20 protein-coding genes are annotated in these 22,474 nt (G+C 30.0%); 11 read left to right on the plus strand and 9 right to left on the minus strand.

Going from position 1 to position 22,474, the window contains the following annotated elements; all coding sequences use genetic code 11:
* Window positions 1-2 precede the first annotated feature (2 nt).
* A complete protein-coding gene (locus bhDAH_RS03225; RefSeq protein WP_012422386.1) occupies window positions 3-1,448 on the minus strand; it encodes a nicotinate phosphoribosyltransferase in 1,446 nt (481 codons plus the stop codon).
* A gap of 172 nt (window positions 1,449-1,620) precedes the next feature.
* Here bhDAH_RS03225 and zwf point away from each other — a divergent pair, with 172 nt between their 5' ends.
* The 3 genes from zwf (at window position 1,621) to bhDAH_RS03240 (ending at window position 5,546) form a co-directional block, all read left to right on the plus strand.
* Entirely contained in the window at window positions 1,621-3,054 is a 1,434-nt protein-coding gene (gene zwf, locus bhDAH_RS03230; protein ID WP_012422387.1) for a glucose-6-phosphate dehydrogenase, read from the plus strand.
* A 345-nt stretch (window positions 3,055-3,399) separates the two neighbouring features.
* Entirely contained in the window at window positions 3,400-3,546 is a 147-nt protein-coding gene (locus bhDAH_RS03235) for a hypothetical protein (protein WP_154645709.1), read from the plus strand.
* Window positions 3,547-4,205: 659 nt separating this feature from the next.
* Entirely contained in the window at window positions 4,206-5,546 is a 1,341-nt protein-coding gene (locus bhDAH_RS03240; protein WP_045245638.1) for a Na+/H+ antiporter NhaC family protein, read from the plus strand.
* Window positions 5,547-5,586: 40 nt separating this feature from the next.
* Here the strand turns inward: bhDAH_RS03240 and bhDAH_RS03245 are convergent, their stop codons facing one another.
* From bhDAH_RS03245 to ylqF, 5 genes are all read right to left on the minus strand, one after another.
* A complete protein-coding gene (locus bhDAH_RS03245; RefSeq protein ID WP_012422389.1) occupies window positions 5,587-6,636 on the minus strand; it encodes an ABC transporter substrate-binding protein in 1,050 nt (349 codons plus the stop codon).
* A gap of 16 nt (window positions 6,637-6,652) precedes the next feature.
* Complete coding sequence (locus bhDAH_RS03250) at window positions 6,653-7,444, minus strand: ABC transporter permease (RefSeq protein ID WP_012422390.1); 792 nt, start codon at window positions 7,442-7,444, stop codon at window positions 6,653-6,655.
* Window positions 7,445-7,454: 10 nt separating this feature from the next.
* On the minus strand, window positions 7,455-8,258 hold the full coding sequence (locus bhDAH_RS03255) for an ABC transporter permease (protein WP_043924473.1): 804 nt from the start codon (window positions 8,256-8,258) through the stop codon (window positions 7,455-7,457).
* 2 nt (window positions 8,259-8,260) lie between these two features.
* Window positions 8,261-9,307 carry an ABC transporter ATP-binding protein gene (locus tag bhDAH_RS03260; protein WP_012422392.1) on the minus strand — a complete coding sequence of 349 codons (1,047 nt, stop codon included), beginning with the start codon at window positions 9,305-9,307 and terminating at the stop codon, window positions 8,261-8,263.
* A gap of 83 nt (window positions 9,308-9,390) precedes the next feature.
* Window positions 9,391-10,242 carry a ribosome biogenesis GTPase YlqF gene (gene ylqF / locus bhDAH_RS03265; RefSeq protein WP_012422393.1) on the minus strand — a complete coding sequence of 284 codons (852 nt, stop codon included), beginning with the start codon at window positions 10,240-10,242 and terminating at the stop codon, window positions 9,391-9,393.
* Between the two features lie 144 nt (window positions 10,243-10,386).
* On the opposite strand from ylqF, the gene bhDAH_RS03270 reads away from it, so the two are divergent.
* A complete protein-coding gene (locus bhDAH_RS03270) occupies window positions 10,387-11,082 on the plus strand; it encodes an N-acetylmannosamine-6-phosphate 2-epimerase (RefSeq protein ID WP_043924474.1) in 696 nt (231 codons plus the stop codon).
* A gap of 51 nt (window positions 11,083-11,133) precedes the next feature.
* Window positions 11,134-12,678, plus strand: a complete 1,545-nt coding sequence (locus bhDAH_RS03275; RefSeq protein ID WP_012422395.1) for a PTS transporter subunit EIIC — start codon at window positions 11,134-11,136, stop codon at window positions 12,676-12,678.
* A 41-nt stretch (window positions 12,679-12,719) separates the two neighbouring features.
* Here bhDAH_RS03275 and bhDAH_RS03280 read toward each other — a convergent pair whose 3' ends face one another.
* From bhDAH_RS03280 to bhDAH_RS03290, 3 genes are all read right to left on the minus strand, one after another.
* A complete protein-coding gene (locus tag bhDAH_RS03280) occupies window positions 12,720-13,703 on the minus strand; it encodes an alpha/beta hydrolase (RefSeq protein ID WP_043924526.1) in 984 nt (327 codons plus the stop codon).
* Between the two features lie 13 nt (window positions 13,704-13,716).
* Complete coding sequence (locus bhDAH_RS03285; RefSeq protein WP_012422397.1) at window positions 13,717-14,235, minus strand: ferric uptake regulation protein; 519 nt, start codon at window positions 14,233-14,235, stop codon at window positions 13,717-13,719.
* 91 nt (window positions 14,236-14,326) lie between these two features.
* Window positions 14,327-16,015, minus strand: coding sequence for a hypothetical protein (locus tag bhDAH_RS03290; RefSeq protein ID WP_043924475.1), 1,689 nt, complete (start codon window positions 16,013-16,015; stop codon window positions 14,327-14,329).
* Window positions 16,016-16,237: 222 nt separating this feature from the next.
* Between bhDAH_RS03290 and groL the strand changes: the two genes are divergently transcribed.
* The 6 genes from groL (at window position 16,238) to bhDAH_RS03320 (ending at window position 22,472) form a co-directional block, all read left to right on the plus strand.
* Window positions 16,238-17,875 (plus strand): chaperonin GroEL, encoded by a 1,638-nt coding sequence (gene groL / locus bhDAH_RS03295; protein ID WP_043924476.1) that lies wholly within the window; start codon window positions 16,238-16,240, stop codon window positions 17,873-17,875.
* Between the two features lie 60 nt (window positions 17,876-17,935).
* Entirely contained in the window at window positions 17,936-18,232 is a 297-nt protein-coding gene (locus tag bhDAH_RS03300) for a hypothetical protein (RefSeq protein WP_012422400.1), read from the plus strand.
* Window positions 18,233-18,247: 15 nt separating this feature from the next.
* Window positions 18,248-18,556 carry a preprotein translocase subunit YajC gene (gene yajC, locus bhDAH_RS03305; protein WP_012422401.1) on the plus strand — a complete coding sequence of 103 codons (309 nt, stop codon included), beginning with the start codon at window positions 18,248-18,250 and terminating at the stop codon, window positions 18,554-18,556.
* Window positions 18,557-18,647: 91 nt separating this feature from the next.
* Window positions 18,648-20,411 (plus strand): protein translocase subunit SecD, encoded by a 1,764-nt coding sequence (gene secD, locus bhDAH_RS03310; RefSeq protein ID WP_043924477.1) that lies wholly within the window; start codon window positions 18,648-18,650, stop codon window positions 20,409-20,411.
* Complete coding sequence (secF, locus tag bhDAH_RS03315; RefSeq protein WP_012422403.1) at window positions 20,395-21,294, plus strand: protein translocase subunit SecF; 900 nt, start codon at window positions 20,395-20,397, stop codon at window positions 21,292-21,294. The genes secD and secF overlap by 17 nt, the downstream gene beginning before the upstream one ends.
* A 23-nt stretch (window positions 21,295-21,317) precedes the next feature.
* Window positions 21,318-22,472, plus strand: a complete 1,155-nt coding sequence (locus bhDAH_RS03320; protein ID WP_012422404.1) for a hypothetical protein — start codon at window positions 21,318-21,320, stop codon at window positions 22,470-22,472.
* Window positions 22,473-22,474: the final 2 nt, after the last annotated feature.

Here is a 22,474-nt window from a genome sequence, read left to right on the forward strand (position 1 = left end):
TGTTATCGTATTTTGTTTTCTTTAGTGAGTTTGTTCTTTAAGTTTTTTAATTTTTCTGTAATACTTACTTTGTATATGTGTGGATTTATGAGCCTTTTGTATGTATGATCAATTTTTTTAAGGTCGCTTTGAACCCTTTTTCTTATATGTGCTAGACTTGATTTTGAGTTTTGACAGATTTTACTGTTTTCAAAAACTGTATGTATTAAAAATTCGAAACTTTCATATGTTTTTATTTCTTTGAATATATTATCTTGCATAGGGTGAAAAATTGTAAATTTCTTTTTTAAGTTTAGCATTTCTTTTATTTCCTCCTCTTCTTCTTTTAAAAAAATTAGATCAAAAATCATTTGTGCATTTGAGTATATTCTGACAACCCCTTTTTGAGAGGGTAGTGTTGCTTTGTCAACGTTATTTGATATTTTCATTTTAGGAATAAATTTACCGTTTTGTTGAATTGATATCATTTTGTACACTCCTGAAAGATTGGGTTCTCCTTTTGCAGTAACTAGATTGGTTCCTACTCCCCAGCAGTCGATGGGAGCATGAATTGAGTTTAAATACATAATAATATCTTCATCAAGTTCGTTTGATATAATAATTTTTACCTCAAATAGCCCATTTTCATTAAGTATTTTTCTAACTTCTTTGCTTAAGTATTCAAGGTCACCACTATCAATTCTAACAGAAAAATTTTTGTGTCCTTTTCTCTTTAGTGTTTTAAAAACTTTTATTGCATTCTTAAGTCCGCTGTTAAGTGTATCATAGGTGTCAATTAGTAAACTTACATTGTTTGGATATATTTTAGCGTATTCCCAAAAAGCTTCTTCTTCACTTTTAAAACTCATTACCCAGCTGTGAGCCATTGTGCCAGTTACGGGAATATTGTATTTATATCCTGCAAGTACATTGCTTGTAAAGTCAGCACCCCCTATATAAGCAGCTTTACTTGCTGAGAGCGCACCATTAATTCCTTGAGCTCTTCTAAGACCAAATTCCGCTAGATTTGTAGCTCCGGCTTCTTTAATTCTTGCTGTTTTAGTTGCAATTAGGCTTTCAAAATTTATTGTATTTAACACCAGTCCTTCTATGAGTAAGAGTTCAATTAAATTACCTTCAATGATTAATATGGGTTCATGTGGGAAAACGATTCTTCCTTCTTCTATTGAGCTTATTTTTATATTTAATTTAAGTGTCTTTAAGTATTCTAAAAATTTTTTGTCAAAATATTCTAGACTTTCTAAATATTCAATCTCTTCTTTTCTGAAATGTAATTCTTTTAGAATATTAATTAATGTGTGAATTCCTGCTAAAATTATGTATCCATTTTTAAATGGTGTTTTCCTGAAAAACATTTCAAATTTGGCTTTTGGATTGATATTTTTTGTGAAGTAAGCATTCATCATTGAGAGTTCGTAAAAGTCTGTAAATAGTGATAAATTTTTCATTTCTTTATATTATACACTATACCAATATTTGATTTTTTAGAATTTATGGTATTTGTTTTAAACCTTTTTTGTTGTGATTAAATTTAAGTTAGGTATAGCTATTTTAGCAAGGGAATTGCAACATAGTTTTTGATGTGACAATAATAGTATAATTACCTGTTGGAGATCTTTTATGAGAGAAAAGAATGTATCTAATTTTGATGTTGTAATATTTGGTGTTACTGGCAATTTGTCTAGAAGAAAACTTATCCCTTCTCTTTTTAATTTATATAAGGATGGCCATATTAGTAATTTTAGGATTATTGGATTCTCACGAAGAAGCTTTACTGATGAGGAACTTAATATTTATGTTAAAGACTCTTTGTGGCAAGAAGAGTCTACTGTTTTAGTTGATGATTTTTTAAAATTTTTTGTTTATTTGTCAGGAGATTTTAGAGAAAAGGATGCTTATGTAAAATTATCGTCTCTTTTAGATAATAGAGAGAGGATATATTACCTCTCAACATCTCCTGAGTTTTATGAGGCTATAATTGAGAATTTAAAGCCATATTCATTTAATAATACTTCTTACTTGTCTAAGATTATTCTTGAAAAGCCTTTTGGTAGTAGTCTTGATACAGCCAGGTGTTTAAACTCTCTTCTTTATTCTGTGTTTAAAGAAGAACAAATTTACAGGATAGACCATTATTTAGGTAAAGAAACCGTTCAAAATATTTTTACATTTAGATTTGGGAATTCTATTTTTGAGAATATTTGGAACAATCGTTATGTGGATTTTGTTCAAATTACCGTGGCAGAGGAGGCCGGTATTGATGGTAGGGCTGAGTATTATGATTCTGTTGGCGCCTTAAGAGATATGGTTCAGAATCATATCTTGCAACTTTTAAGTTTAATTGCAATGGAACCTCCCATTGGATTTAATGCTGATTTTATTCATGACGAAAAGGTGAAGGTTTTAAAAAGTTTAAAAAAATTAAATAGAAAGACCATGCAAAATTATATTGTTAAAGGACAATATGTGTGTTCTCAGGTACAAGGGATTTTAAAAAAAGGATATAGAGAAGAAGCTGAGTTTTTAAGTACTTCAAATACTGAGACTTATTTGGCTATGAAATTGTTTATTGATAACTGGCGTTGGTCTGGGGTTCCTTTTTATATTAGGACGGGAAAAGCACTTGTGAGGAAATTTTCAGAAATATATATTCAGTTTAAAAAGCCCGGGTTTACTATTTTTAATACTGAGTTAAATAATCTTTCAAATGCTTTGATTTTTAGAATTCAACCAAGAGATGGTATTGAAATTAAGTTTAATACTAAGCGCCCGGGATATAATTATGAGATTCAAGAAGCTAATATGGAATTTTCTTATCATGCTTCATTTAACAAATTTTTTGGTGAATCTTATGAGAGATTACTTTTTGATGCTTTTTTGGGCGATAGAACCTTGTATGCTCGTAATGATGAGATTGATAGTTCTTGGGAATTTGTATCAGATATTCTTGATAAGTGGTCAGACATTAAGAATTGGGATTATTTTTATGGTTCAGAAGGACCAGTTGAAGCAAATATGGTTTTAGAAAAGGATCATTTTTGGCGTAAGATGTAGTAGGTATTGAAGATATTAGGTTTACAATTACTAAATTGATAAGATCAAATATTATATTTACTTTATTTTTTGTTGTAGATGTTTAATGCTATTTTGGATGATTTTCTTATTTTATCTTGATTGGTTTTAATAAGATTATTATTTTTCAAAACAATAATCTTGGTATATTTAACTTGTAATTTTATCTTCAAGCTTTAATTTTTTATTCAGTATGAATTTATTTTTAAATAAAATCCTTAAATATCTTGTTTTGTGGTATAATATTTAAAATATATATCTATGTTTTTAAAACTTATAATTAATTAAGATAATTTGTTTTACTGCTTTTTATCTTTGGAGTTTTAGATGAAAAATATTGACATTGAAGTTAAATTCGATTTTGTTGGATTTTTGTCTTTTATTGGTTTTTTATTGGCAAGATATTTTTCTGTCCTTTCTAAGAAGATATGTAGTGTTGAAACTCTTTCGAGTATTAGTCTTAAGTTATGTTAGTTTTATATGGATTGTTTTTATGAATATTGCGAGTTATTTGTTTTATTGGTTTCATGTAAAGGGCTTCTATTGGAGGTATTGTGAGATTATTGAAATTTATGCAAATTTGTAGTTATTTATGTGTTTCAAAAAAGGTTTAGTAAGGAGAGAGATGGTTGATTTAATTTCTTCTCGATGTTTAAAGGCAAATTTTTTGTTGTAATGATAAGTAAGAAATGGTTGGAATAGATTTTTAGCTGAGAGTTTGATGCTAGGCGGAGTTTTACAGATTGTATAGTTATATTTCTTCCTGTTATAGTTGATGATGTTTTTTGATTAATGATATGATCGTTGTATTTATTTCTGGTAAAGTTGCAAAGTAAATATCTGTTGATGATGGCATTCCTTATCATAAAAATTGTTCTCCTCTAAACATAGTTGTTTGCGTTTGTCAGATCGCAGTTTTCATATGGAGTTGGGAATCTTGTTCCTTCCATAGGTAGTTATAGTTTTATTTGTCAACTATTTTTCTGTTTTTTGTGATTTTGTTTATGATTGGTCTTGGTATAGAGGGATTTTTTAGGTTGTTGCTAAAAATTAAATTTATTTTGGATTTCTTAAGTCGAATAAGAAATCCAAGTAGTAATTCATAAATATATGGATTATATAGGGGGTTTAAAATGAACAAAGGTAGTCATATAAGGCCGAATTTTTTAGGGCTTGTTCCTTTCCTTGTTTTTATTATTGTTTATGTGGGAACAGGAGTGGCTTTAGAGATGCAAGGTGTAGAGATGGCTTTTTATCAGATGCCACCAATAATTGCTATGTTATTAGCTGTTGTTACTGCATTCCTTTTATTCAAGGGTTCGTTTATAGAGAAGCTGAATGAATTTATTGAAGGATGCTCACAGACTGATATTATATTTATATCCTTCATCTTTCTGATTTCAGGTGCTTTTTCTGCTGTTTGCAAGGAAATAGGTAGCATTGAAACCGTAGCAAATATTGGACTTAAGTATATACCCGCTAATTTGTTGGTAGCAGGAATATTTTTAATATGCCTTTTCCTTTCTACTGCAACTGGTAGTTTCCTTGGAACTGTTGTGGCTGTTACTCCAATTGGATTCGAGATAGCAGGTAAGAGTGGTATTCCATTGCCAATGGTTGCGGGAGCTGTGCTTGGGGGCGGTGCTTTTGGTGATAGCATGTCTTTAATATCAGATACAACTATTATTGCAAGTCGTACGCAAGGAGTTAAAATTATAGATGTTTTTAGGAATGGTGTTTTTTTTACATTTCCTGCATCTATTTTGTCGACTGTAGCATTTGCTATTTTAGGCTCTTATGTTGGTGGTGTTGGAGTTAATGTTGAGCTTGGTGAGATAAGTTATTTGAAAGTGATACCTTACCTTTTTGTTATAATTTTTGCGTTCTTAGGAGTAGATGTATTTTTAGTTTTATTTTTGGGAATATTGATTGCTGGTGGTATTGGTATTTTAAATGGTGATTTAACTTTACTTTTAATGGCTCAAAAGATTAATGTGGGGCTTTTAGATTTAAGTGAGATGCTTATTCTTGTTATTTTTACAGGAGGAATTTCTTATATGACTATTAGCCATGGAGGTTTTGAGTGGATCTTAACTAAATTGAAGTATCTAGCTAAGTGTAGGAGAAGTGCTGAGTTTACAATTACTTTTTTAATAGTTATGGTAACGGGTTTTCTTTCAAATAGTGGTCTTGCGATTTTGGTTAATGAGACTGTTACTAAGGGTATATCTGAGGCTAACTCTGTATGTCCTAAGCGTTGTGCGGCATTACTTTCAATTTCTTCTTGTGCTTTAATTGGTGCTTTACCATATGGTATGCATATGATAAGCGTAATGAATATTGCAAAAGGGGCTATATCCCCACTTGATATCATGCCGTTTTTGTTTTATCAAGTGTTTTTAGGTATTATTATTATTTTCTCTATAGCTTTTTTGGGATTGAAAAATCAGTTTTTAAATTCTACTAAACCTTGATTAAAAGGCACCTTTCATTTAAAAGGTGCCTTAGATCTTGTTAAGATGATAATTCTACATATATTCTCATTTGTTCTTCTTTTATTTTTTTAGGTATCATTTTAAATACTTCGTGTGTTGAAAAGTTTTTTGGAACAAATCTTTCTTCTAAGTATAGATTAATTTCAGGATTGTCTTTTGCTTCTTCCTTTAATTGCTTAAACACATTTTTGTTTGGTGAGTTATAGTTTGTCTCTTTATAGTTTGCATAAGATGCCTCGTTTTCATAAAGAAAGTTTATGAATTTATGGGCAAGTTCTTTGTTAGGTGCGTCTGCTGGAATTGCCATGACATCAATCCAGAGATTTGTGCTTTTAGGTACATAAAAGTCTAAATTTGGGTCTTTGTGCATTGCATCTAATGCTTCTCCGCTCCATGTTAGTTGAATGGATGCTTCACCATTTAGCATTAGTGATTTTGCAGCAATATCTGAGAAATAGCCCACTACTAAGGGGGATTGTTTTTTTAATAATTCTTCGGCTTTTTTGATTTTAGATATGTTGTGTTCATTTAAGGAATAACCAAGTTTTTTAAGTGCGACCCCAATATTTTCTTTTGGGGAGTCTAACATTGCAATTTCTTTTTTGTATTTTTCATTAAATAGTATATCAAATTCATTCATATCTTCTATGTCAACTTTGGTTTTGTTATAAAGTATTCCCATTACTCCCCAAAAGAGAGGTACAGAATAAATATTACCAGGATCATATTCTAGACTTTTAAGTTCGCTTAATATGTTATTTTTTACATTTGGCAGTTTTGAATGGTCTAGAGCTTCAATTTTATTTGCATTTACTAAATCTTCAACCAAATATTCTGATGGAACTATGATATCATAATAACCTTTTGTGTTATTAAATTTTGCCATCATTTCTTCATTGTTGTTGACGCATTCATAATTTATTTTTACTTTATTTTCTCTTTCAAATTGGGCTATTAATTCTTCATCAATATATTCTGCCCAGTTAAGGATACTAAGAGTATTTTGTTTCTTTTGGAAAGAACAAGAGATGACTATCAAAATTGTTATTGATACTAAAATTTTTTTCAAAATAAACTCCTTATTGTTAAATTTCTGTATCTACTGTTAGTTTTTTGATCCCCACACATTTGTTAATAATAAATAATAGACTCAGTATTACAAAGAATAATATAGAAGAAATGGCATTAATTATGGGTTTTATACCTTTTTTAGTTAAAGAATTTATTAGTATTGATAAGTTATTAAACCCCTGGCCTGTTGTGAAAAATGATATTAAAAAGTCATCAACCGATAATGTAAATGCAATAAGGCCTCCTGTTACCACGCTTCCAATTATTTCTGGATATATTATGTTTTTAAAAATTTGACTCTCTGATGCCCCAAGATCACGAGCTGCATCAATAATATTTTCTGGAAGAGAATATAGTTTAGGCAGGATTATTATTATTATGTAAGGCGTTGAGAAGATTATGTGTGACATTAGCATTGTAGAGAAACCTAGCTGTATTTTTATTAAAGAATAAAATGTCATTAAACTAATTCCTGTTACAATATCAGGATTAATTATTGGTATTTTATTTATTGATAAGAGAATAGTTTTTATTTTCTTATTTTTTGTTTTGTAAATACTGTAAGCTCCCAGGATACCAATTGCAATTGAAATTAAGGACGATAGTATTGCTACTAGTAAAGTATTATATATGACCGTTTTTATTTGATGTGATACAAAGACTTCTTTGTACCATTTTAGGCTAAATCCCTGATAAAAAAATCCATTGTCTCCTGCATTAAAAGAATAAACTACTAAAATTAATATGGGCGCATAAACAAATCCAAATGTCAAAAATAAAAAAGTATTTTTTAGTATTTTAAGCATATTAATATCCTTATTCTATGTTGTTTTTGTGCATTAATTTAAGTATTGTTAAATTAAATATTAATATTACTATCATGACAATAAATGAAATAGCAGCTCCAGTATGCCAATCCTCTACGAATAAAAATTGTTTTTCAATTAAATTACCGATTAAAATTTGTTTAGCGCCACCTAGTAAATCTGAGATAATAAACACTGTGATTGAAGGAATGAATACCATTATTATCCCTGTTGCAAGATATGATAATGTTAATGGCAGCTTTATGTATAATAATATTTGCCACATTCTTGCACCAAGGTCTCTTGCAGCTTCAATATATTCATATTTTATTTTCAAGAGTCCTATATATATTGGTAAGACCATAAATGGTAAGAAATTATATATCATCCCAATTATTACAGCTTTTTCATTATAGATCAATTCTATGGATTTAAATCCCATTGCTTCGAGCAAATTATTAATAATCCCATTTTTTCCTAATATTCTGATCCAAGCATAAGTTCTAAGTAAGGTATTGATCCACATAGGAAGTATTATCATTATTATGAGCATGTTCTGAACGTTTTTTTTTGACATGGATATAAACCATGCTGTAGGATATCCAATTAGTATACAAAAAATGGTTGTAATTAAGGCAAAATTTATGCTTCTTGAAAAAATTTTTAAGTAGCTTGGTTCTAGTAATCTTATAAAATTTGCAAATGTGAACTCATTTTGCTCATTAAAAAATCCTAAAGTTATTATTATGACTAGAGGAAAGATAATAAAGATTGATAAGAATAGAGTATATAATATTAAAATTATTCTATTCATCTTTATTGTTCCTTGCACATTACATGAATGTCATCAGGGCCTAATGAGATGTCAACTTCTTCTCCAACATTTGTTAGTTTTGTGCTTTGAACTAACCAATTGGATTTTTGAATCTCTAGTGTCATTTCGTAGTGTACGCCCTGGAATATTGCTGAAGTAATTATTCCACTTAAATGTCCTTGACCTTTTGGTAGTATTCTTACATCTTCTGGCCTTATTACAAGATCAACAGATTCTTTATTTTTAAATCCCTTATCAAGACATTTGAAATCTTTACCAAACATATTAACAACGAATTCTTTTTCATAAGTTCCTTCAAAAATATTGCTCTCTCCAATAAAGCTAGCTACAAATTTTGTTTTGGGTTCATTGTAAATTTCCTCAGGTGTTCCAATTTGAAGAATTACACCTTCATTCATTACTACTATTCTATCGCTCATTGTTAATGCTTCTTCTTGATCATGTGTGACATAGATAAATGTTATTCCAAGCTTTCTTTGTATTTTTTTAAGCTCTCTTTGCATTTCTTGTCTCATCTTTAAATCAAGAGCTGAGAGTGGTTCATCTAAGAGTAACAGTTTAGGTTCCATAATTATAGCTCTTGCAATTGCAACTCTTTGTTTTTGTCCACCCGATAGTTCATTAATATTTCTGTAGGCGTATTTTTGCATGTCAATTAGGGAAAGTACGGCTTTTACTTTTTCTTTTATTAAGTTGTTGTTTGTCTTTTTCATTCTAAGTCCGAATGAAATATTGTCAAAAACATTCATGTGTGGGAAGAGTGCGTAGTTTTGAAATACAGTATTAATCTCTCTTTTATTAGGCGTAATTTTTGAAATCTCTTTTGATAGGAAATGAATTTTTCCTTCAGTTTGATTTAAAAAACCCCCTATTATTTTGATTAGTGTTGTTTTGCCGCATCCTGATGGACCAAGTAAAGTAATGAATTCATTTTTTTTAATTTTTAAATTAATTGTATCTAGAACTTTATTACTACTATCAGTGTAGTAATGACTTAAGTCTTTAATCTCTAGGATATAATTATGCAACTAATGGGACCCTCCTTTTTCATGTGGCGATTGGATCACATGAGACTAGATTATACTTTATATTAATGCTTATGTAAATGACTTTATTTATTGTTATGATGGCATTTTACGTCAAGTATAATTTTCCCAAATTTACCTTCTCTGTATTCTTTTATTAGTATTTTTGATGCCCGTTCGATGTCCATTGCATGTTTTTTATTTATAAATCCCCTTGTTCTTGCAAATTCTTCTAAAATTTGAAGTGAATCTGTTGATTTGATACTATATTTATTTAGTAATTTGTTTTTGTTATTTATGTGCATTTCTTTAAGTAGATATAGTGCAAGTTCTGTATTGTCTATTATTTCATTTTTTATCATGTCTAGTATTGCAAGTTTTTTTGCAATTTCTTGGTCTTCTAAGTTGTGCCATAAGATGCCTGGCATATCGAAGATATTGATCTCTTCGTTTACTTTTAATATTTGTATATTTCTTGTGTGTCCTGGTTTGTTTGCAACACTTGTGCTTTTTTTTCCTACAAGTAGGTTAATTATAGATGATTTCCCAACATTTGGCACCCCAATTACTAAGACTTTGATTTTTTCTGTGTAAGTTTTAATTTTTTTTACATTAGCTATTTTTTTTATGTTGTCAATTATTTGTTTTTTCATTCCTTTTTTGTATATGTTTGTGATTAGTACATTATTTCCAAGTGTTTCAAAATATTCTCTCCATTTCAAAATTTCTCTTGTCTTTACAAGGTCTGATTTGTTTAAAAGTATTATTTTATCCTTATTTGAGTTTTTAATTATTTTTTCAGTTAGTGGATTTTTGCTACTCATTGGAGCTCTAGCGTCAAGTATTTCTAATACAATATTTGTTCTCTTAAGATTTGCCTGGATTAAGTCCAAGGCTCTTTTCATATGACCAGGGAACCAGTTGATTTTACTTGACATTGTTAAATTATAGCTTAATTTAAGCAGATATGAAATCTGTATTTATATCTGCTTAAATTAACGGTGAATTGCATCTTTTTCAAAAATGGTATAGTTTGTAAACTTAAGATTTTTGTGAACGATTAAGTCATAGGAGGTTTTGATATTATTGGAAAAATTAAAAGAGGTCTAATTGTCTCTTGCCAAGCTCTTGAAGGCGAACCTTTGCATAGTAGTTTTATTATGTCTAAGATGGCCTTAGCAGCAAAGATGGGCGGAGCGGTTGGAATTAGAGCCAATAGTGTTCTAGATATTCGTCAAATAAAATCAGAAGTTGATTTACCCATAATAGGTATTATTAAGAGAGTTTATAATAATTCCCCTGTTTTTATTACGCCTACTATTAAAGAAGTCGATGAACTTTGTAGTGAAGGGGTCGATGTTATTGCTCTGGATGCTACTCTTAGAGAGCGTCCCGATGGTCTTTTGCTATCTGAATTTTTTAATAAGATTAAGAAGAAATATCCCAATCAGCTATTTATGGCAGATATTGCTTCTTTAGAGGAGGCTATTAATGCAGATAAGCTTGGATTTGATTTTATTGGCACGACTTTACATGGATATACAAAGGATACTGAAGGGTGTAATATTGCAGATGATGATTTTGCCTTTTTAAAAAATTTACTTAAGTATGATTTCAAATCGAAGTTAATAGTTGAGGGAAAAATTGATACTCCTCTTAAGGCTAAGAGAAGTTTTGAACTTGGAATTTCTTTGGTTGTTGTAGGTGGGGCTATTACACGACCTATGGAAATTACGAAAAATTTTGTTGATAAAATAAATGAGGTTAAAGAAATTTGAGTGTTTTTATGATGTCTGATGAGTTTTTTTATAGACATATAGGAGGGTTTTATGGGGAAATTTTTTGAGAATGCCCAGAAATTTGGGCGTTCTTTTATGTTGCCTATTGCTATTCTTCCTGCGGCAGGATTATTTTTAGGTGTTGGAGGTGCTCTCTCTAATCCGGCAACTATCAATGCATATTCTTTTTTGAATGTGTTTTTTATCCAGTCAGTGTTTAATGTAATGCGTACCGCAGGTGCTATTATTTTTGTTAATTTGCCCCCGATATTTGCAATTGGAGTTGCTGTTGGACTTGCAAAATCAGACAAAGGAACAGCGGGACTTTCTGCCTTTATTGGGTATCTTGTTTTAAATTCTACTATTGGCATTTTAGTTGATATGTTCGGAAAAGCTGAAGATCTCTCAAGTGGAGCTGTTGGGGTGATACTTGGGATTAAAACTTTAGAGACAGGCGTTTTTGGTGGGATTATTGTTGGTATTTTGACTTATTATCTTCACAATAAGTTTAATAAAATTGAATTTCCAAGAGTTCTTGGATTTTTTTCAGGGTCTAGGTTTATACCAATAGTAGTTTCTTGTTCAAATATTCTTCTTGCTGTATGTATGTTTATATTTTGGCCGTTCATGCAATCTGGAATTAGCAGAGTGGGTGTATTAGTAGATGCGACAGGATATGTTGGTACTCTTATTTACGGCATTTTTTTACGAATGCTCGGTCCTTTTGGACTGCATCATATATTTTATTTGCCTTTTTGGACAACTGGTCTTGGTGGTTCTGAAATTATTAATGGTAAGTTAGTTGAAGGAACTCAGAACATTTTTTTTGCTGAGCTTGCATCTCAGAGTACTGATAGATTTTTTATTGGAACTAGTCGTTTTATGAGTGGAAGATTTATTACTATGATGTTTGGACTACCAGGTGCTGCTCTTGCGCTTTATCGCCTTGCAAAGCCTAGTCAAAAGGCAAAAGTTTTTGGACTTTTGTTTTCATCAGCTTTAACTTCCTTTTTAACGGGAATTACAGAACCTCTTGAATTTTCTTTTCTTTTTGTAGCACCAGTTCTTTATGTGATTCATGCGGTGTTTGATGGTTTTGCATTTATGTTTGCTCATATTCTAGAAATTACAATAGGACAGACTTTTTCTGGAGGATTTATTGATTTTATTCTTTTTGGGATTTTGCAGGGAAATGCAAGAACAAATTGGATTTTAGTTCCAATGGTAGGTGTTTTCTGGTTCTTCCTATATTATTTTAGTTTTACTTTTTTAATATCTAAATTTGACTATAAGACCCCTGGGAGGGAAGATAGTATCAATTCTAATGATGCATTTCTTTCTGTTGCAAATGGAAAGAGAGACAATGTTGCGTCTCAAGTAATTATGGGCCTTGGAGGGTCTGATAATATTATTGAACTTGATTGTTGCGCCACAAGGCTTAGAGTTACTGTAAAAGATTCTCTGAAAGTTTTAAAAGATACTCTGGAGAATACTGGGGCAAAGGGAATTATTATCAAGAGTAGTGGCGTACAGGTGATTTATGGTCCTGGAGTTAGTGTGCTTAAAAATGAAATTGAGGAAATTCTTGACAATTAATACTGAATTGAATTCTTTAAGAAGTGATATGCTTTTGCATATCACTTGCTTTTTATGTTTTTAATAAAATCAACTGCGTACTTTGTTAAATAAGATGTATTTTGAGCACTTCTGTAGCTATGATTACCGACAGAAACATGAGAGTGAAGACTTTCAATAAGCATTATCGGTATTGTTTTTTTATGCCCTCCATATTCACTTATGAATTTATTTATTTCATTAGAGTCTACTGTAGGATCGTTTGGTGAGTAAGCTATTGTTAGTGGAATTTTTATATTATCAAAACCATTATCATTAATTAATTTAACAAGACCCATCATTGAAATTATTGAATCGACTTGTCGTATTGGCGAATAGAATGTTGTGACCTCTTCGTATTCTGTTCTTTTATTTTGTCTTATTTCAAGTGAATTATAGCCACCTGTTATAAGGTAGGCAATTTGACGTCCCCAAGGATAGTAAATTAAGCTTGTTCTTTTATCTTTAGGATAGATATTGGGCGATATTAAGACGGCAGAGTATATTTTGTTTGGGTAGTTTTTTAATGCCCAAATAGTGCAAGCTCCACCATTTGATGTCCCAATGATTATTAATTTTTCTCCTATTGATTGCCCAATTTGAATAGCCTCATCAATATCTCTTAACCAGTCTTGAGTGTTAACACCTTTAAATGCGTCTTTGTTGTTAATTCCGTGCCCTTTAAGTCTTGTAAAGAAGATATTTGCGTTTAATGCTTTGGCTATATTGTTTGGAATGGGATAAATTTCATTTTTAGATGCCCCAAAGCCATGAATATATACTACGGCGTATTCTGTTCTTTTTTGAGCCTCGTTCCATATGATTTCTTTTTTTGTATTTGCTTCTAGATTAAACTTGGATTCCTCAATTAGTAAATATTGATCAATCTCTTCAAGTTTATTGGGAATTTTGGTCTTTGCAAATTCATTTCTAACTTTCATTTTTGGACCTACTACTATTAAAAGAAGTAAGAATATAAAGATAAAAATAGAGTTTTTTATGTGCATATATTGTTTTCCTTTAATTATTTTCATCATCAATATTAGATTTTTCATCTTTAGATTGTTGATAACAATTGTTACATGAGCCTGAATAAATAATTTCAATAGATTTGGTTTTCCATTCTTCTCCAAGTTTGTCTTTCAGAATATCTTTAATGTCATCAAGTTGGATGGGATAAACTTGATTGCATTTGTTGCATTTAAAGTGAGCTATTGTAGAAGTCAAACTTAGATAAAATCTTGTTTCTTTTTGATCGGTTGTTTTTATATCTTTAAGAATATTACGTTCTTTCAAGATGTTTAATGTGTTATACACCGTTGCTTTTGATAGGCTTGGTATTTCTTTTATTAATTTGTTGTAAATCTCTTTTGCTGTAAAATATTCTTTTGGATTTGAGGCAATGTGTAAAATTATTCTATTTCTTGAATGTGAGGCTTTCATGCCCAACTCTGTTGTTAATGATTTTAGCAAGATAGGGTCATTAGTAATTCCGACTTTTTCTAAAGTGGAATGTACCTCTATTGTATTGTTGTTCATATATCATACCCTTTATTATTTAAGATTAAGTACTTTAATGTCCTTATAGAAATAATTTTATAACGGTTTATTAATATTTTGCTACTGATAGCTATTTATTTTCATTTTTTTTTATATTTGGGTAAAAAAGTAAGGTTTTTATTTTTGAGTTTATCTTTATTTTATTATCAAAATTATTATTAATTGGGATTAATAGCAAGTTTAAACTCAAAGAATAATTTTGCAAATCTTCAGCTTTTACTGTATTGTAAGATCCTCCTATATTTAAAATAAACCATCTCTTAAAGCCTCTTTTTGAGATTTTATAATTGATCGTGTATATAATATGTTTTTCGATATTTAAGAAACTGATGAAGAAATTACTATTTTGATCGTTTCCTTTAGATATTAAGAATTCTGTGCCATTGATGTATCCTTTTATATCTTTTTTTGTTTCAATAATTTTTTCATAAGTATCAGAATCATTGTATCTTGCAGTAATTTTTAAGTTTGTTCCTTTCTCAACTTCGAAAATGGGTATCTCTAGACTTGAATATTCAAGCAAATAATTTGTGTTACTTATCTTTGGGCTTTTATTATTGCAAGTTATAGCAGAAGGCCATGCTATTTTAATCGATATAAAAAAACCTGCAAGGCTTTCGTCTAGAAAGAAATCAATTATTGATTTTTCTTTTTCATTGAAATTTAAGTATTGTCTAATTCCTACAATTTTCTCATTTGAGAATGAAAATGAACTTTCAATAGTTGGTTCTATAACTATTTCTTTTTTCGATAAGACCTTAATGTAAGTTCTGCAAAAATCTAAAAATTCAACTTTTCTCTCTTTATATTTGATCTTATTTAGTTTGCCTTCTTCAAACTTCACATGATATTTTTCATGAGATAGCGTAAAATTGCCTTCCATGTTGTATTCAAGATTTTTACTTGTAATAGGTTCTAGATTGGTTAAGTGATATTCAAAATTTTTATTAACTAAAAATTCTTTTAAAGAAGTTTCATTTACTTGATATTCTTTTAGTCTTTTGTTTTGAAATTGCAGTATTAGTGCTTGTTCTTTTAATGAGTTAAACTCTGGGATTTCTAAGAGCTCTGTGGTTATTTTTTTGCCTTCTAGATTTTGTATCTTAATACTGTAAAAGTTTGCATCTAGTTCTTTTAAAGACAGTAAAAAGTTCTTTAATTCTTGATTGTTATAAATGTCTTTAATTTCATGAAAGTAAATAAGCGTATCTATATTTTGCTTTTTTGTTTCAGGTTCTTGGATTTCTGAGAGTAATTGACAATTATTTTTATAGAAAACTAAATATTTTTTATTATTTTTTGCAATTCTTATTCCTTCTATGTAGTTAAAATTAAGGTTTCTATATAGTTCAAGCACTCTCTTCCTTGATTTTTCCATATTGTATACGTAAAATGTATGTGGATTATCTTTAAATAAATCTTTATATCCACTTTTAAATGGGTTCTTTAAAGCCCAGTATAAATCTACATGTATTTCATCATGTAACATGTACTCATGAGGACTGCCGCTGTACGTGCTTGGAATGTAAATATCTTCATTATTTTTAAGTCTCTTAAGAAACCATTCATTTAATTCTGAATTTAATTTTAAAATTTCAAAAAAGTATGTTGGGAATGTCCAATGTATCTTATAGCTTAAATTTTTGTTTTCAATTAAATATTTGGTATTTGATAAAATGGAATATAATTTACTCTCAGCAAATGCAGTTATTGAAATGATAACAATATAAGTTCTTGAGTTTCTAAATTTTCTAAACATCATAAAAGATCTTTACATAAGTATATATTAGATTAGTATAAATGGTATTGATTTTACAGTAAATTACTGCAAAGAGGTTTCTTGATTTTTATGTTATTTTGGCTTGATTAATGAATAAAAAAAAATTATATTTTTATAGTGATCTGTATGAAGTTCATGCTAACTTTATGATGTGCTATTTAATTTAACTTTAAATTGTTATACTTAAAAGGAGTAAAATTTATGGCTAAGGACATATATTTTAATGAAGATGCGAGAAAGAGTCTGCTCAGCGGCATTGAAAAATTATCAAATGCTGTAAAGGTGACTCTTGGTCCTAAGGGGAGAAATGTTTTAATTGATAAAAAATTTGGTTCTCCTACTGTTACAAAAGATGGAGTGAGTGTTGCTCGTGAAATTGAGCTTGAAAATGCGTTTGAAAATATGGGAGCACAACTTTTAAAAGAAGTTGCAATTAAGACAAATGATTTAGCTGGAGATGGAACTACTACAGCTACTGTACTTGCTTATGCAATTGCAAGAGAGGGACTTAAAAATGTTTCTTCTGGGATTAATCCAATTGGAATAAAAAAAGGGATAGATCGTGCGGTGACTTTGGCTGCTGAAAAGATTCGTAAATCTGCTAAGAAAATTACTACTAAGGAAGAAATTGCACAGGTAGCATCTATTTCTGCAAACAATGATACTTCGATAGGTGAAAAAATTGCTGAAGCAATGGACAGAGTTGGAAAAGATGGGGTTATTACTGTTGAAGAGTCAAAGACTTTTGATACTACAATCTCTTATGTTGAAGGAATGCAATTCGATAGAGGATATTTGTCCCCTTATTTTTCTACAAATAAAGAAAATATGAGTGTAAGCTTTGATGATGCTTATATTTTAATATGTGAGAAAAAAATTAGTACAATTAAAGAACTCTTACCAGTGCTTGAAAAAGTTTTAAACACAAATAAACCTTTGTTAATTATTGCTGAGGATATTGAGGGAGAAGCTCTTGCTGCACTTGTTCTAAATAGTGTTCGTGGGGCTTTAAAGGTTTGTGCAATTAAAGCTCCTGGATTTGGTGACAGACGCAAGGCAATGCTTGAAGACATTGCGATACTTACTGGAGGAGTACTTGTCAGTGAGGAATTGGGACTTACTCTTGAAAATGTTGAGCTTGAGCAACTTGGCCAGGCTAAATCAATAAGAGTTGATAAAGATAATACTACAATTATTAATACTGGAAATAAAGAGCCAATAAAAGAGCGTGCGGAGCTTATTAAAAAACAAATTGAAGAGACAAGTTCTGAGTATGATAGAGAAAAACTTCAAGAGCGTCTTGCAAAACTTGTTGGTGGAGTTGCTGTTATTAATGTTGGTGCTGTTACTGAAGTGGAACTTAAAGAGAAAAAACATAGGGTTGAGGATGCTTTATCTGCAACTCGTGCCGCTGTTGAGGAAGGTGTTGTTCCTGGTGGTGGATCAACTCTTATTGAAGTTGCTATGTATCTTGATACAGTTGATACAAGTAAACTTAGCTATGAGGAGAAGCAAGGTTTTGAGATTGTGAAGAGAAGCCTTGAAGAACCAATGAGACAAATAATTGCTAATGCTGGATTTGAGAGTTCTATTTATATTCATCAGATTAAAACTGACAAGAAAGGACTCGGTTTTGATGCAGCTAGTTTTAAATGGGTAAATATGATTGAGAGTGGCATAATTGATCCTGCCAAAGTTACAAGAAGCGCTCTTCAGAATGCAGCTTCAATTGTAGGATTGCTCTTGACAACAGAGTGTGCTATTACTGAAGTTAAAGAAGAGAAGAGTAATGCTGGTGGTGGCGGTTACCCTATGGATCCTGGAATGGGGATGATGTAAGTTAGTCTTACTTGCAGATTTTTCATTTATGAGGATTTATATTGTGCTAAGGAGCTAGATTTGAGTGAAAATGAGTTTGTCTTTTGCATAGGTTATGATGGTTCTAAGGCAATAATAGATAAAGAGCTTTTAAGCCAGCATAAAGGTAAGAGCGCAGAAGAACTTTTTGAACTTGGGTTTTATAGAAGTGCTTTTAGCAAGGCTCTTTATAGAAAAGATAATACTCTTATTGAGTATTTAATTGATAGGTATAATAAAATTAGCAAATCTAGTTATAGTAAAAAAGAGGAGCTTGAGCTCCTCTTTGGGGTAGTTTATCCGGATGATATTGCTAGTACAAAAGCGACTTATGTTTAAAAGTTAGGAAATTTTATGTTTTTATTGCAAGATTTTAGCCATAGTAGTAGTTTTTTTAGGAGTTTATTGGTTTTTATTCCTGTAATTGCTATATTTTGGTTTTTAGTAATATCACCTCAGCGTAAAGAAGAGAAGAAAAAAAAGGATATGATCAAAAACCTTAAAAAGGGAGATAAGGTCTTAACTATAGGTGGAATTTTTGGGGTTATTAAGAAGGTTAGTGATTCTGAGGTTGTGCTTGAGCTTAGTCCAACTTCTGAGGCAAAATTTATAAAAAGTTCAGTTGAAAAGGTTATTTTTGACGAAATTAAAAACAAAAATTAAGGTGTTAGAAGCAAATTAATATATGACTATTAAATTAAATATTAATTTAGCATAATGTTTAATTTAGATTAACTTAATAAGGGTGCTATTTATGAATAAAGTCTCTAAATTTATATTAATACTATTTGTGACATCATTTGCTTATCTTTTAATATTTCCTACTCTAAAGTGGTATTTTTTTACTAATGATGGGGATAGGAAAATTAGTTCGTATTCAAAAGAGGCTTTAAGGGATTATTCTAAGAGTAAGGCCTTGAGTTCTCTTGTAAAACTTAGGGAATTGTATCAAAGAGATCCCAATGCTCAAATTCCAGATGATTTGAAATATTTAATTCCAGTTGCTAAGAATAACTATAGAATTTATGGAAAAGAGCCTCCCAAATTCTTTAATAATGTAAAAGTCTTAAGAGATGGATTTTTAACAGATTCTGATATTGAAGAGCTTAGTCTTGAAATTTATAGGTATTATGAAGATATAAAGAGGAATAAAAGCAAAATAATACAACTTGGACTTGATTTGTCTGGGGGAATGAGTATTACTATTTCTCTTGATTACTCAGGGCTTGAGCAGAAATTAGGGAGAACTTTGAGTGCTCTAGAAAGGGAGGAAGCTCTTGGGCGTACAATTCAGATACTTAAAGAGAGGGTAGACACCTTTGGGCTTACAGAGCCTAAGATTACAAGAGAAGCAGGTGGGAATAAGATTTTCTTAGATATTCCTGGAGAAAAGGACGAGAAGCGAGTTGATTCTCTTTTAAGTGGTAGAGGCAATTTAACCTTTTATGTGGTTGATAATGATGCTACCTCTGTGCTTAATGCTAAAATACTAGAAGCTGGACCTCTTTATTCGATTTCTGATATTAAGAGTAGCATGGGGCTTGGAGATAATAAGGAAATTTTTCCATGGTATGTTAAGGATTCTTATGGTATTGATGATGAATCTAGTGTTCATTATTATGTTGTTGATTCTAGTGTTGAGAGTTCTTTTGATGGCTCCCATATTAAGGATGCTGGGGTTTTAAATGATCACAAAACAGGTAGGGATATAGTTACGTTTAATTTAGATAATGAGGGAAGTGAAAAATTTTTTGTCTTTACTCAAAAGAACATTGGCAAGGCTTTAGCGGTGGTTATGGAAGGAAAAATTAAATCAGTGGCTAATATTAGTCATGCTATTGCTGGAGGAAATGTTTCAATTCAGGGAGATTCTTTTGATAAAAGGGAAGCTAATGAGCTTGCACTTGTTTTTAAAACAGCAGCTTTTCCAGTTGAAATAAAGATAGATGACCTAAGAGTTATTGGACCTACTATGGGAGAGAAGACAATTGCACTTGGAATAAAAGCATCTCTTCTTGCACTTGTTTTAGTTTTTTTATTTATGTTGGCATATTACAAGATGAGTGGTTTTGTAGCGGGATTTTCATTGGTTATTTATAATCTATTTTTAATATTGGCAATTCTCTCGGCATTTAACTTTACTTTGACTCTTACAAGTATTGCAGGTCTTGTATTAACTATGGGCATGGCTGTTGATATTAATATAGTTATTTATGAGCGAATTAAGGAAGAGATTAGAAATGGGCGAAAATTTGGGAGAGCATTTGAGGATGGATTTAAAAAAGCTTTTTGGGCAATAATGGATTCAAATGTTACAACATTTATTGCTGTGCTTTTTTTAACTCTTCTCGGAACTGGAACTATTCAAGGTTTTGCGTGGTCTTTGTCTATAGGGATTGTGGCATCACTTTTTAGTAGTTTAATCTTTTCAAGGTTTATTTTAGAAGTTATTATATCTTTAAGTAAAAGCAAATGTGTAAGTATCTCTTGGAGTTCAAATTATGCAAAAAGTGTTTAATTTTTTAAAATATGGAAATAAAGCTATAATAGTTAGTATTTGTATGATTTTTTCGGGCTTTATTTACACTTTTATGTATCATGATGGTTATAATTGGGGAATAGACTTTTCTTCAGGGGTTAATATTAATTTTGTAATAGATAAAGCAGGTATTAAAGATTATGATATGCAAAAGGTGCTCTTTCCAGTTTATAAAACATTTGATGTTAATGAAATTATTTCAAGTGATGCTTCTAAGAGCCATTTTTCTATTATAGTTAAGTCAGACATTACTGATTATACTTTAAAAAAAGAAATTCACACTACATTAATCGATAAGTTGAATGCTGAATTTGGTGTTAATGTTGAAATTCTTGATTCTTATTTTATTGATTCGAATTTTTCATCTATTTTAAGGACAAAATCAATGTTATTGGTTTGTTTAACATTTGCACTTATTTTAGTTTATGTGGCATTGAGATTTAGGTTAAGTTATGCTGTTGCATCAATATTTGCAACGATTCATGATATACTTTTTGTGGTTGCTTTTTTAGGGGTATTTAGAATAGAGATAAATAGTTCAATAATTGTTTCTATATTGACAATTATTGGGTATTCTTTAAATGATACGATAATTATTTTTGATAGGATTAGAGAAAATTCTAGGAATATGACAGATACTTCATTTTTAAATGTTTTAAATTTAAGCATTAGGCAAACTTTATCAAGAACTATTTTGACATCTATTACGACGTTTGTTGCTGTGCTTTCTATTTATGTGTTTACTGATGGTGCTATTAAGGATTTTTCTTTAATATTTATGGTAGGTGTTGTTGTTGGTACTTATTCTTCAATTTTTATAGCTTCTCCTATTCTTTTAAGTTGTTATAAAAAAATTAAATAGATGTTTTGTTATAATATTATGATATGAAGTTTTTTGATTTTGGTTCATTAGGATTTTATAGGTTTTTTGATTTTCAGAAACATCTAAATTTTAGTATTTTTAGGTATAGTTTAATAAATTACTATTCTTATAAAGAACAGTCAAATCTTATTAATGATGCCAATTTGCTTAAATGTAAGATTGTCTTTTTAGATAAGACTCATAAGGATATTGCTAATATTGCTAGTGCTTCTTCTTCAAAGTTAAATGATAATTTAAATGTTAATAAAAAGGTGTTTTGCGATGTTTTAAATACTATTAAAAATTTGATAAAAAAGTATCATCCAGAATCAGAATTTCTAGACTTAGAATGCGATGTACTTTTAAATAATGAAGATATTTTTAATAGATTTTTAGATAAACTTAGATATTTGAATTTTAGAGTAGATCTTAAAAAAAAGATTGAAGAATTTGACAGTAAAAATAAGACCCCATACTCTTGTATAAAAATTGCCACTTTTTTTATTAAAGAAGAGTTTTTAGAAAGACTGGCAAACTCAATTGATTTCTTTTCTAATGAAGCTAATAATAATAGCCTGGATTTGATCAATAAAGAAATTGATGAGTATTGTGGAAAGGTGGAACAGGTAAAAGTAAGCGAGAATATTAAAGATACACATAAAAAATTTGTTATAGAATATGCCAAAGAAAGAATATCAAAAATTATGAAAGAGCATAGTCTTGATATATCTAAGTTGCTTATTAAAATTTCTCTCCTAGATATTACTATTCAGTGTTTTGAGAGTTATTATTTGAATTTATTAGAGACTCTCAATATCCTTTTGTCAATAAGTAATATTATTGATATTGGCTTAGATGAATTACCTGATGCTATTTTTAATGAGTGGAATGAATTTATTTATTTGCGCAGGAAAGAGTTTCAAAAACTTGTTTTAATATCAGATTATGTTTTTCAAAAAAGGATAATATCTACTATAAATTCTGGGGGTTGGAAATTTACTTTCTTTAGTCTTTCGCCCCGTCAAGGTGATATTATTCAATTTGCAGTGGATATTAATAAAAATTTTAATAATATCGAGGATGGAATTAAGGAATATGAACTTAAAATAAATAGGCTTAATGATCTCAAGCTTGATTGGGAGAAAAGCTTAAAAAATTTTGAACATTTATTTGTTTAAAA

Origin of the sequence: Borrelia hermsii DAH, assembly GCF_023035675.1 — a bacterium.
GTDB classification, from domain to species: Bacteria; Spirochaetota; Spirochaetia; order Borreliales; family Borreliaceae; genus Borrelia; species Borrelia hermsii.

What these genes read in the sequence shown, in the direction of transcription:
- bhDAH_RS03225 (WP_012422386.1), bottom strand. Translation starts at nt 1,448, where the DNA reads ATGAAAAATTTATCACTATTTACAGACTTTTACGAACTCTCAATGATG.
- zwf (WP_012422387.1), top strand. Translation starts at nt 1,621, where the DNA reads ATGAGAGAAAAGAATGTATCTAATTTTGATGTTGTAATATTTGGTGTT.
- bhDAH_RS03235 (WP_154645709.1), top strand. Translation starts at nt 3,400, where the DNA reads ATGAAAAATATTGACATTGAAGTTAAATTCGATTTTGTTGGATTTTTG.
- bhDAH_RS03240 (WP_045245638.1), top strand. Translation starts at nt 4,206, where the DNA reads ATGAACAAAGGTAGTCATATAAGGCCGAATTTTTTAGGGCTTGTTCCT.
- bhDAH_RS03250 (WP_012422390.1), bottom strand. Translation starts at nt 7,444, where the DNA reads ATGCTTAAAATACTAAAAAATACTTTTTTATTTTTGACATTTGGATTT.
- bhDAH_RS03255 (WP_043924473.1), bottom strand. Translation starts at nt 8,258, where the DNA reads ATGAATAGAATAATTTTAATATTATATACTCTATTCTTATCAATCTTT.
- ylqF (WP_012422393.1), bottom strand. Translation starts at nt 10,242, where the DNA reads ATGTCAAGTAAAATCAACTGGTTCCCTGGTCATATGAAAAGAGCCTTG.
- bhDAH_RS03275 (WP_012422395.1), top strand. Translation starts at nt 11,134, where the DNA reads ATGGGGAAATTTTTTGAGAATGCCCAGAAATTTGGGCGTTCTTTTATG.
- bhDAH_RS03280 (WP_043924526.1), bottom strand. Translation starts at nt 13,703, where the DNA reads ATGCACATAAAAAACTCTATTTTTATCTTTATATTCTTACTTCTTTTA.
- bhDAH_RS03285 (WP_012422397.1), bottom strand. Translation starts at nt 14,235, where the DNA reads ATGAACAACAATACAATAGAGGTACATTCCACTTTAGAAAAAGTCGGA.
- bhDAH_RS03290 (WP_043924475.1), bottom strand. Translation starts at nt 16,015, where the DNA reads ATGTTTAGAAAATTTAGAAACTCAAGAACTTATATTGTTATCATTTCA.
- groL (WP_043924476.1), top strand. Translation starts at nt 16,238, where the DNA reads ATGGCTAAGGACATATATTTTAATGAAGATGCGAGAAAGAGTCTGCTC.
- yajC (WP_012422401.1), top strand. Translation starts at nt 18,248, where the DNA reads ATGTTTTTATTGCAAGATTTTAGCCATAGTAGTAGTTTTTTTAGGAGT.
- secD (WP_043924477.1), top strand. Translation starts at nt 18,648, where the DNA reads ATGAATAAAGTCTCTAAATTTATATTAATACTATTTGTGACATCATTT.
- secF (WP_012422403.1), top strand. Translation starts at nt 20,395, where the DNA reads ATGCAAAAAGTGTTTAATTTTTTAAAATATGGAAATAAAGCTATAATA.
- bhDAH_RS03320 (WP_012422404.1), top strand. Translation starts at nt 21,318, where the DNA reads ATGAAGTTTTTTGATTTTGGTTCATTAGGATTTTATAGGTTTTTTGAT.